General features: G+C 44.0%; 8 protein-coding genes. 3 read left to right on the top strand and 5 right to left on the bottom strand.

From position 1 onward, the window contains the following. The 4 genes from PLL47_RS11740 to glnK1 form a co-directional block, all read right to left on the bottom strand. Positions 1-494, bottom strand: a 494-nt coding sequence (locus PLL47_RS11740; RefSeq protein WP_324446391.1) for a helix-turn-helix domain-containing protein, incomplete at its 3' end; no start/stop codon positions are given. An 81-nt stretch (positions 495-575) separates the two neighbouring features. Continuing rightward, on the bottom strand, positions 576-1,373 hold the full coding sequence (locus tag PLL47_RS11735; protein WP_324446390.1) for a (Fe-S)-binding protein: 798 nt from the start codon (positions 1,371-1,373) through the stop codon (positions 576-578). A gap of 292 nt (positions 1,374-1,665) precedes the next feature. Further along, positions 1,666-2,859 (bottom strand): ammonium transporter, encoded by a 1,194-nt coding sequence (locus tag PLL47_RS11730; RefSeq protein WP_324446389.1) that lies wholly within the window; start codon positions 2,857-2,859, stop codon positions 1,666-1,668. Between the two features lie 10 nt (positions 2,860-2,869). Then, a complete protein-coding gene (gene glnK1 / locus PLL47_RS11725) occupies positions 2,870-3,223 on the bottom strand; it encodes a nitrogen regulatory protein GlnK1 (RefSeq protein ID WP_502883698.1) in 354 nt (117 codons plus the stop codon). Between the two features lie 191 nt (positions 3,224-3,414). Here glnK1 and PLL47_RS11720 point away from each other — a divergent pair, with 191 nt between their 5' ends. Continuing rightward, positions 3,415-4,296 carry a class I SAM-dependent methyltransferase gene (locus PLL47_RS11720; protein ID WP_324446387.1) on the top strand — a complete coding sequence of 294 codons (882 nt, stop codon included), beginning with the start codon at positions 3,415-3,417 and terminating at the stop codon, positions 4,294-4,296. Between the two features lie 124 nt (positions 4,297-4,420). Here PLL47_RS11720 and PLL47_RS11715 read toward each other — a convergent pair whose 3' ends face one another. After that, entirely contained in the window at positions 4,421-5,017 is a 597-nt protein-coding gene (locus PLL47_RS11715) for a PEF-CTERM sorting domain-containing protein (protein WP_324446386.1), read from the bottom strand. A gap of 378 nt (positions 5,018-5,395) precedes the next feature. Here PLL47_RS11715 and PLL47_RS11710 point away from each other — a divergent pair, with 378 nt between their 5' ends. Together PLL47_RS11710 and PLL47_RS11705 are read left to right on the top strand one after the other, a co-directional pair. Beyond that, complete coding sequence (locus PLL47_RS11710; protein WP_324446385.1) at positions 5,396-8,224, top strand: cache domain-containing protein; 2,829 nt, start codon at positions 5,396-5,398, stop codon at positions 8,222-8,224. A 938-nt stretch (positions 8,225-9,162) separates the two neighbouring features. After that, positions 9,163-11,324, top strand: a 2,162-nt coding sequence (locus PLL47_RS11705; RefSeq protein WP_324446384.1) for a PKD domain-containing protein, incomplete at its 3' end; no start/stop codon positions are given.

Below are 11,324 nucleotides of genomic sequence, written 5' to 3'. Positions count from 1 at the left end.
GAGACTTTTCCATTACCGTAAATAGTTGTAATAATTTCTCCTTTTTGAATAATCAGGCTATCTTTTTGATCTGAATAACTACTTCTGGGGAAAAGAGGCTCAAGGAGTTTCAGGACTCCACCCAGAGGCGGAGCCATATTTGCACTCACCCGAAGTCTTGAAGAATCAGCTATACAGGGCAAAACCTGTTTAATCCTTGCAATCTCTACCGGCTTTGCCTGAGAAAAGTCTGCAATTCTTTCCTCAAGCTTTTCGGTTTTATTCTTAAGGAAGTTCTTGCCATATTCACTTAGCTTCACAATCTCTTCTTCTAACTCAATCAGACCTGCCTGCTGTAAGATCTTAAGATGAAAGTCAAGCGCCGCCTTCCCGACTATTTCTCCTATTTCCTCAGTACTTCTACAGCTGTCCGCCAGAAAGTTAATTATCTTCCGCCGGGTACCGTTAGCCATAGCAAAGTTTACAAGCTTTGTCTCATGAGTATTTTCAGACATTTTTGAAACCTGCTTAAGCTATTTCTCCTGGGGTTCCGGAAAATGATGTTTTTCTAATAACTGCATCTCAGCATCTGCCGTTTAAATATACGCACTCAGTACCTGCAGGTGTTCGAGGTTGGTTGCGTATTTCGGTTCTTTAAGAGGCGTGCATTTGTCCAGGCTTGCTTCCCCTCCCATGAGCTTTATTGCAAAGGTATAGCAGCTCTGGTCACCGCACTTCCCGCAGTTGGTCTGAGGCAGATATTTATATATCTCCATAGGTTCTACCCGGACTTTTTCCCTGGGAGCCGGAGCAACTCCTTTTGCTATGGCTTCGTTGATAGTGTTCTTCAGTTTTTCAAGCCTGTTTCTGGCTTCTTCTTCGTCTTTAATCATGGTCATTGTCACTTTTCCGGTGCCGTATATGGTGGTAATGACCTCATTTTCCTGTATAATAAGAGCACCTATCCCCTCGGAGTACCTGCCTCTCGGAAAAATGGGTTCCAGAACCTTGAGAACTCCTCCAAGAGGCGGAGCCATGTTTGCAATTGTCCTGAACTTCGAAGAGTCCGCTATGCAGGGCAAAAGCTGCCTGACCTCTGTAATCTCAATAGGCCTGGCCTGTGAAAGGTCTGCACCCTTTCCCTGCTCATTTTCCTCTTTTCCTTTCAGGAAGTTCCTGCCGTATTCGGTCAAGCCTGCTGTATTTTCCTTTAACTCTATCAAGCCTGCCTGCTGCAGGAGCTTAAGATGGAAGTCAAGCATTGCTTTTCCGGCTTCTGCTCCGATTTCCTCAACTGTTCTGTCACCCTCATTAAGGAAATTCATAATTTTCCTTCGGGTGGCATTGGACATAGCATTATTTACCAGCTTTATCTCATTTGGGTTTCCCGGCATCTCCAACACCTGAAAGAATCCTCAGTTCAATTCCATATTTTTTCCTGATACTCAGAGGTATCAGGCAGATTTTTTCTAAATAATGAAGTTCGATTCTTCTTATTTATTTGGGATTCACTTATTAAAAACCAGGGAGACCAATATCAAAAAAAATTGATACGAGCCTGATGCAGGCTTGACATCTAATCTGGAATATACTCTGGAAGAGGCGAGCTTTTCTTAAGCTGGCATGTGATTTAAAGTAAAAGTAAAAAAGTAAAATTGGAGAGGTTGGGTGAAGAATCACCCAATATCAAATGTTGTATGCTGCTTCACCGTGCTGAGTTTTGTCAAGCCCGATGATTTCTTCACTTTCAGTGACTTTGAGCCCTATCGTTTTATGGAGTACAAATCCTATTAACAGGGTGCAGGCCATTGCGTATACGATCGTGATAACCACACCTTCAAGCTGAATCATCAGCTGAGCGGAGTTTCCAAGAAGGAGGCCTTCCCCTCCTACACTTGCGTATACACCGGTTAATATTGCACCAACTATTCCGCCGACTCCGTGAACTCCAAAGGCATCAAGTGAATCATCGTATCCTAACCTGTTTTTGAACATCACAGCCTGATAACATATGAAACTCGCAATTGCCCCTATGGCAATCGCTGCTACTGGCGTGACAAATCCGGCAGCAGGAGTTATTCCTACAAGCCCTGCCAGAATGCCGGTTGCAAACCCAAGCGCAGTGGGACGTCCCAGGTGCATCCATTCGAGTGACATCCAGACAAAGCCTGCTGCTGCGGGAGCCACCAGCGTGGTCATGAATGCAAGGGTTGCGACTTCGTTTGCAGCAAGAGCTGAACCTGCGTTGAATCCGAACCACCCGAACCAGAGAAGCCCGGCTCCGAGGAGGGTCAGGGTAACGTTGTGCGGCTTCAGTGAATCAACACCGTATCCTCTCCTTTTACCCAGGTATGCCAGTATTGCAAGCGAGGACATTCCTGCAGTTATGTGAACAACGGTACCACCTGCAAAGTCAAGTGCTTCTCCGGTGAGGAATCCGCCTCCCCAGACCCAGTGGCAGACTGGGGCATAGACTAAGAGTCCCCAGAGAAGGATGAATGCAATGTAGGATTTGAACTTGACACGTCCTACTATGGCACCGGATATAAGTGCTGGAGTGATTATTGCGAACATTCCCTGAAATGCAACAAATGCATAGGTAGGGATCGTACCTGTTACGGAATAAAGGTCAATCCCGTTCAGGAGTGCGTTTCCAAGGCCGCCCACAAACCAGTTGCCTTCCGAGAAAGCAAGTGAGTAACCTATTATCACCCATTCAAGAGCCAGAACGCCCATTGCGACAAATGAATGCATCATGCTGCTCAGGACGTTTTTACGCTGGACAAGTCCTCCGTAGAACAATGCCAGCGCAGGAACCATTAACAGTACCAATGCTGAGGAAAGCAATACCCATACAGTGTCTGCTCCGTTTATAGCCATCTTCATCACCTCAAATTGCTTCAGGTCCGGTCTCGTTCGTACGGATTCTTATTACGTTTTCAAGCGGCAGCACGAAGATCTTTCCGCTTCCGACGTAACCGTCACTGCCTTTTGCTCCTGTTTTTATTGCCTCAATTGTCGGCTCGAGGAATTCATCATTTACCGCGATTTCAATTTTGATTTTTTCAAGTAAGTTTGCATCATATTCCATTGCTCTATAGATTTCCAGATATCCTTTTTGAGCGCCATAACCGGAAACGGACGATACTGTCAATCTGCTTACTTCAATTTTCTGAAGCTCTCTTTTGACCGCATCAAGCCTTTCCGGCCTTATCATCGCAATTACGTATTTCATCAGGACCACCAATCGGTAACCTGTATCCTACTTCTTACTATTTAATTATATCTATATGAGTTCTAAAAATTTAGAAAGTTTGAAGCAAAAATCTATCACATTTTCAAATATAAGTCCGATTAAGGTGGATTAGAAGCCAGATCATCTTTTTCCACGACTTTCACAAGAGAACTTTTATCCCCTGAAATCAAATTCAGCATATGTTTGGAGAAATCGGAATCATAAGAAACGAGGCAGATGAGACCTCTCTGCAAATTCTCTCCCTTTTCAGGGAAAGCATAAGCGAAATACGCCTGAAAGAACCTGAATCCGTATCAGCATATTTCAGCCCTGATTATTCACATTATATTGTTGTTCACACCCCTCTGAATTTTAAGTTCCATGAAAAAAGGGATGAGTGGAACCTGCGCTTTTCAAAGGATGTTGGGGTTTCCATTGTGGAACTTGTCACTGCCGATTCTGGCAGTGCTTACGTGCGGGGATTGATGGCGGTAAACGGTTCAAAGGTCTATTCTATCCTGCCATTTACATCAATAGATGGAGAAAAGGCAAAAAAAGCTAAGTTTCCTGAAGACCGCATGGCCCGCGTAAGGGGTAAGGTGATCCCTGCCGTGCTTCCGGGAATAAAAGGAGAAACAATCCTTGATATCGGCAGCGGTTTCGGGACCCTCACAATGGAGATTGCAAAAAATAATCCGGATTCACAGGTTTACGGGATTGATATTCACGATTCCCTCACAGGCCAGGCAGAGATGAATGCAGAAGTTCTCGGCGTGCCGAACGTGGAGTTCAGGACAGGAAGCGCCTATGCCCTGCCTTTTGAGAGAGAATCTGTAGACGCTGCAACCTGTTTTCTCATGCTCCACCACCTTGAAGATATCAAGTTTGCGCTTTTTGAGATTAAAAGGGTGCTGAAAAAAGGAGGGTCGTTAACTGCGGTTGAGCCGCTGGCACACCATCACCATCACGGACCCCAGCTTTCGGAAGCTGAATGGAAAGAGCTTTTTGAGGATGTGGGTTTTGCTGTAGAAACGGAAAATATGGAAGGAGCAGTTGTTTTAAGAGCTGTGAAAAGAGAATAAAATAGGGAAAAAATAGAATAGCAATTGAAAAAAGGGAATGAATCATAAAAATAATCTCAAAATGGATTGAAAGACTTTCAGAACATAACTATGAATCTTATTTTTCTTTCAATCCATCTAAAAATTAGTCTTTCCTGCGCTGGAATATAAATATCATACCTATTAATGCAGCTACTGGAAGCGCAACAGTGGGGAATTCTGGAACCTGAGTGGTGGGCTCTGTTACCTGATCATAAACCAGGTTATTGAACTTTATACTATTTACGTACGGACAATCTCCAGATAATGAAACGCTCTGGATGCTGATGTCGTTGCTTTCTATCCTTAATCTCTTTTCAGTGACCCAAAAAAAGTTACATTTAGATTTGGAAAGTACTTCTCCATTTACAAGTAATGCATCCATGTTTCCTTCGAACGAATTCTCGAAATCTATTGAAACAGATCTTACAACAGGCGAGAACGTAATTGTAGTAATATAATTACTTGGATTATAGAACCCTAAATCTGAGTATCCAAACCAGGATCCCAACTCATTGGTTTCAACTATTTTTGCTCCAGATGAAAATGTCACTCCCATATCCGAATAGGCACTCCCAATTTCTGCGCCTTCCTGTACACGACCTTCATCGAAGGTTATGGTTACTTCTCCTGCGCTTGCCGGCATAACCATTATTGCGGCGAAAATCAGCATCATTATAATAAGTAAAAAGCTCGTTTTCATGTTTTTCCTCTTGCTCTTCCTTTATTATTCTCACATGATTATATATAACTCAAAGCGTGTATTTATTGGGATGTATATGCAAAATTTAACTACATATATTTGCAGGATCTATACTTTCTTGAAAAGTCAGTGAACTCCCCACCTTTCATTTCTCTCCGTTCAGTCCGGCTGTATTTGCCCTCAATCGTTTGATGCTTCTTTGGAAAAGTAAAAAGTGGAAAAGAAGGAGAAAATCATGTTTTGGCAGGGATTTTAGAAAAGCCTTGGGACACGTTAATCTGCTTCTGGCTGTCTTTAAATCCATCCTGAAGGCTTTCTTTTGCAAATTGGTGAGGTGCATTCAGTATTTACTTATATGCTGATCGGTAGACTTCTATTATGTCACAATCGGTAAGGTACACGTGCTTTATTCTCATTGCGGTATTTTTTGGAATTCTGTTTCCAGCCGCCGGATCCGCTTCGGGATATGAAGCTGCGTCTGCAGACATTAACGGCACCACAGTGTCGGCCAATCTGACGTTTTACACAGAACAGCTACCGCCCTATAACTACATGGAAAACGGCACGCTAAAAGGCATCTCAGTCGATCTCCTCGAAACGGTCACCGAAAAGATAGGAGAAAAAGTGACACGAGAGGAGGTACATCTTGTCCCCTGGACCGAGGGGTACCAGACCGTTCTCTCCCAAAATAACACCGTCCTCTTCACTACCGCAAGGCTTCCCGAGCGTGAGCAGTCCTTCAAATGGGCCGGCCCCATCTATACATATCCCAATGTCCTCTTTGCCCGGTCGGACAGGGGAATCACAATAGAGAGCACTGAAGATCTTAAAGGATACCGGATCGGGGTAATCGTCGATGATGTCGCGGTCCAGCAGCTTCTCGATGCCGGTATAAATAAAAGCCAGCTCGTACAGGAGACAAATGCATCCGTACTTGTCGAAAAACTCGACAGCGGTGAGATCGATCTGTGGGCTTATCCTGAGGCAACAGGCCGGTACCTCACCGAACAGGTGACCGGAAACTCTTACTCTTTCAGGGTTGTTTATACATTACCTGCCCTCGAAGGCTACTATGCCTTCAACAGGAATGTTTCTGACTCGACAGTTGCGTCTTTCCAGCAGGCACTCGATACCATCAAACAGGAGAAAGACGAATCTGGAATCAGCACTTATGATAAAATTCTCGGTCGATACATTCCATCTATCGGCCTTGCCCAGCTCAATTACCTGACCGAAGAGTGGGCTCCCTTCAACTACCTGGAAGACGGAAATGTCACCGGCATCTCTGTCGATATACTCGAAAAGGTATTCCAGAATATCGGTGTGAACCGCTCACAGGCAGACGTCCGCATCGTTCCCCTGGCAGAAGGTTTCCAGATAGCGCAGAACAACACCAGTACGGTGCTTTTCTCCATCGTCCGCACGCCTGAACGTGAACCCCTCTACAGCTGGGCAGGACCCTTCACCAGAGCCAGTTTCGTTCTCTATGCACCGATGAGCAGTAACATCACGATATCCTCTGCAGAAGATCTTAACCAGTACCGGATAGGAGCTGTGCAGTCTTCAATCGAAAATGAAATCCTCGCCAGTCAGGGGGTGAATAAGTCTCAGATCGTCAACGGCCAGACACCTGAAGAACTCCTCTCGATGCTGGAAAATGGCCAGATCGACCTGTGGGCAACCGGAGATCTTGCAGGACGGCATCAGATGCTGAAAACTGCAGAAGATCCCAACGCCTATGAGATCGTGTACACTCTGAGCGAGAATGACTTCTACTATATCTTCAGTAAGGACGTCCCGGATACTCTGGTCAGCGCTTTCGAACAGGCTATCGAGACTGTTAGAGATCAGAAGGACGAGCAGGGAATCAGCGATTATGAGCGGATTATCTATCGGAACCTTGGGGTCGGATGCGCCAGGCAGACATTCACCGATGATGCGGTGGTGGAGCTTGTAAACACAACCACTGCAGCAATCGAGAAAAATGCTTCAGATACATTCCGGCGCATCAATGCAGGCGAAGCGCCTTATCGAAACACGGAAGATCCAGCCCTATACGCTTTTGTGTACGATGAGAATCTTACCATTGTTGCTCATGCAGACAACATCCAGGTTGTCGGCAAGAACTTCAAGGGCAAAACAGATGTTACCGGTAAACCGTTCCGTGACGAAATTTTAGAAGGAGCGCTGAAGAACGGCACTGGCTGGGTAGATTATGTCTATATGCATCCAGTCCAGACGAATCTGTACTATAAGACCACATACTACCGGTTAACTCAGGGAAGCGATGGGAAGTCCTACATCGTATGCAGCGGCAATTACAAACTCTGCCAGAATCAGTCCGAAGTGACGCCAGCTAACAATTTCACTGCATCTCCAGAGGAGCTCGTGGCATTTGTAGAGAAAGCCTTCGAATATGCACATGTACACGGAAAGGAAGCTGCCCTTCGTGAGTTCAATAACCAGACCGGCCATTTCGTTGACGGTGAACTCTATATCTTTGCATACGACACCAGCGGCACCACACTGGCTCTCCCCTTCCAGCCCGAGATTATCGGGACTAACCGGTGGAATCTCACGGACGCTAACGGCACCCTATTTATTCAGGAACTTATAGCTGCCGCAAAGTCCGGTGGAGGTTTCGTCCGGTATCTCTATGCAGACCCTGCAGACAACTTCACAGTCAAACAAAAACTAAGCTACGTAATGATGGTGAACCAGAGCTGGATTATTGGAGCCGGCATTTATAATCCTCCGGAAAATTCATCAATTGTAAATGTGGGAACAGATCCCCAGGTAAGAAATAGCCTGAAATCTTTTGTCGGGGAGGCGATTGACTATGCCAATACAAGTGGAAAGGATGCCGCTATCGCAGAGTTTAATAAGCAGAATGGGACGTTTGTCCGCGATAGCCTCTATATTTATGCCTTCGATTACAACGGAACAACTCTGGCGCTTCCGTATCAGCCCCAGCTGATCGGAACGGACCTTTCCGGGCTCCAAGACCCCTATGGGGTGAATTATACAAAGGTTGAGATCTTCCTGGCGCAGCAGGGAGGAGGATTTCTTTTCTATCATTACTACAACCCCACTCGCAATATGACTCTTGAACCAAAAATGAGTTATGTCCAGAAAGTCGACGATACCTGGTGGCTGGGGGCTGGAACATATATCGAGGGTTTGAACCGGACGACTCAAAAGAGTTAAATTAGCAAAAGATGGCAAAGTAAACTGGTTGGATTTGTAGAATGTTAGGGTATATTTGATGCAGTCAAAGAATCGGCTGGTTTTACCTTATTTTTACGAAAAAAAGGACAATTTTTAGCACGGCAGTAGTGCAGTCTTTGCCTGAGTTTGTTTATTTATTTTGATTTTCAAGGTTCTGTATAAATACTGTATACATGTATTCTGTAAAAATTTATTTTAAATTTTTCAAGATAATGTCATAAATTAAATCTGCAAATTTCTGTTTATATCTCGAAATATTAGAACTTTAAATTTTGATCATACTGATGGCTAAATATATCGATTTTTTAATTTATCACTTTCAATATGTTAAAACAGAAAAATATTTATTATATTATATCTTACTTTGAATATTGAGGAAGTCGCACATAATTAATTGAAAGTGTGTAAAAGTTTAATGATGTGTATCATTTAGATTTGCAGAGGTCAAATAAATTTCACATATCTACTGAGATTTATGAACTGAGTTGAGCTTTAAAAATATAAGAAGAAATGCTTTAAGTTTACCCCTGGTGTTTCGATTCCAAAATTGATTCCTTATTTCTCGGAAAAAGCCGTGATCTTCGGGTCAATTCAAAATTCAAGTTTTATGAACATATTTCGGAATCGCAGTACTAGTCCCATTTTTTCTTATTTCTTCAGCTAACAATTTCCCTCTCAAATTTGAAGAGAACACATTTTTTCGGTTAATGAAAAACCAGGATCAGTGTTTGTTTAGCTTATGCTATCTGTCGATAAACGCTGATTTTTTGATAGGAGGCAATGGATGAATAAAAAATACTGAAGTATTCTACCATTTAATTAAAAAATAAAAGAAGTAAAAGACGTGCCATGCAGCTTTCAAGATTTATTATTAACATAAAATACAAAATATTCTATAAGTGATTAAGGGATTTCAAATGAAAAAAACAACAACAGAATCCGACAAACAAGGAGCGTTAAATTTGAAGTACAGACATGTTAATACCCCCTATAAATTTATTCTATGCCTGTTTTTCTCTTTTCTTTTATTGATGAGCGCTTCTGTTACACATGCCGAAACTCCTGTTCTTCCTATTGCTAATTTCAGTAGCAATGTAAGTAGTGGTTATGTTCCTCTGTCCGTTCAGTTTAATGACAATTCTGAAAATGCAACTGCATTGAACTGGGACTTCGGTGACGGTTCCAATTCAACAGATCAAAACCCAGTACACATTTACTCTGATGCAGGAAACTTTACTGTTAATTTGACAGTAAGCAACGTAAATGGTACTGATTCAAAAACTATGAATATAACCGTACTGGACGAAGGCGGCATAGGTGGCATAGGTGGCAGCCTTCCAGTAGCTAATTTCAGCAGCAATGTAAGCAGCGGTTATGTTCCTCTGTCCGTTGAGTTTACTGACAGTTCCGAAAATGCAACTTCATGGACCTGGTTCTTCGGCGACGAGAACTACACACAGACCTGGATTGAAGTTAACTCTAGTTCCGATTGGTCTGGTCGTAACAGTCATAGTGCTGTTTCTCTCCCTGACGGTAGCCTCGTCATCATGGGAGGGACTAACGGCAGCATCTTTTTTAATGACGTTTGGCGTTCTACCGACGGTGGTGCCACCTGGACTGAAGTTGACTCTAGTTCCGGCTGGTCTGGTCGTTATTCTCATGCTGCTGTTTCTCTCCCTGATGGCAGCCTCGTAGTCATGGGGGGGAATAACGGTAGCACCTGTTTAAATGACGTTTGGCGTTCTACTGACGGTGGTACCACTTGGACTGAAGTTAATTCCAGTGCCGGTTGGTCTGTTCGTTACGGTCATAGTGCTGTTTCTCTCTCGGACGGCAGCATTGTCGTCATGGGTGGATCTGACGGTAGCACCTATCTAAATGACGTTTGGCGTTCTACCGATGGTGGTGCCACCTGGACTGAAGTTAATTCTAGTGCCGGTTGGTCTGATCGTTACTATCATAGTGCTGTTTCTCTCTCGGACGGCAGCATTGTCGTCATGGGTGGATCTGACGGCAGCACCTGTTTAAATGACGTTTGGCGTTCTACAGACGGTGGTGCCACCTGGACTGAAGTTAATTCTAGTGCCGGCTGGTCTGTTCGTTACTCTCATGCTGCTGTTTCTCTCTCGGACGGCAGCATTGTCGTCATGGGTGGATCTGACGGTAGCATCTTTTTAAATGACGTTTGGCGTTCTATTGACGGTGGTGCCACCTGGACTGTAGTTAATTCTAGTGCCGGTTGGTCTGGTCGATACATGCATAGTGCTGTTTCTCTTTCTGACGGCAGCCTCGTAGTCATGGGCGGATGTGCATTTCCCTCTTATTTCAATGACGTTTGGAGCATTCAGTTCGCTGGATCGACGCTTCAGAACCCAACACACACCTACACGTCTGCTGGGAACTACACTGTTATTCTGGCAGCAAGCAACCTTAATGGTACCAATTCAACTGAGTCCATAATCACCGTTACTGAAGCTCCTGTTCTTCCAGTAGCAAACTTCACCAGCAATGTCAGCAGTGGTTATGCTCCTCTTACAGTTCAGTTTACTGACAGTTCAGAAAATGCAGATGAATGGAACTGGGACTTCGGCGATGGTACCGATTCAACTGATCAGAATCCAACGCATACTTACTCTGCAGCAGGTAATTACACTGTCAATCTTACTGTGAGCAATGTAAATGGTACTGATTCCATTGAGTCCATAATTACCGTTACCGCAGCTCCTGTACTTCCTGTAGCAAACTTCAGTAGCAATGTAAGCAGCGGTTCTGCTCCTCTTACTGTACAGTTTAACGACCTTTCAGAAGACGCAACCGAAGTAAATTGGGATTTTGATAATAATGGAGTTGTTGATTCCACAGATCGAAACCCAATATATACCTACGTATCAGCAGGAAACTTTACTGTTAATCTTACAGTAAGCAATGTAAACGGTACCGATTCAACTGAATCTACGATTACCGTTACCGAAGCCGCTGTTTTCCCAGTCGCTAATTTCAGTAGCAATGTAACTGAGGGTTTTTCTCCTCTTACAGTTCAGTTTACTGACAGTTCAGAAAATGCAGATGAATGGAACTG

This window comes from Methanosarcina sp. (assembly GCF_035390745.1).
Classification (GTDB): Archaea; Halobacteriota; Methanosarcinia; order Methanosarcinales; family Methanosarcinaceae; genus Methanosarcina.
The sequence above is the reverse complement of the archived record's forward strand: the minus strand, read 5'-3'. Positions and strand labels throughout refer to the sequence as shown.

Excerpts from the sequence above, each read along its gene's own strand:
- PLL47_RS11735 (WP_324446390.1), bottom strand. The coding sequence starts at position 1,373 with ATGCCGGGAAACCCAAATGAGATAAAGCTGGTAAATAATGCTATGTCC.
- PLL47_RS11710 (WP_324446385.1), top strand. The coding sequence starts at position 5,396 with ATGTCACAATCGGTAAGGTACACGTGCTTTATTCTCATTGCGGTATTT.
- PLL47_RS11715 (WP_324446386.1), bottom strand. The coding sequence starts at position 5,017 with ATGAAAACGAGCTTTTTACTTATTATAATGATGCTGATTTTCGCCGCA.
- PLL47_RS11730 (WP_324446389.1), bottom strand. The coding sequence starts at position 2,859 with ATGGCTATAAACGGAGCAGACACTGTATGGGTATTGCTTTCCTCAGCA.
- PLL47_RS11720 (WP_324446387.1), top strand. The coding sequence starts at position 3,415 with ATGTTTGGAGAAATCGGAATCATAAGAAACGAGGCAGATGAGACCTCT.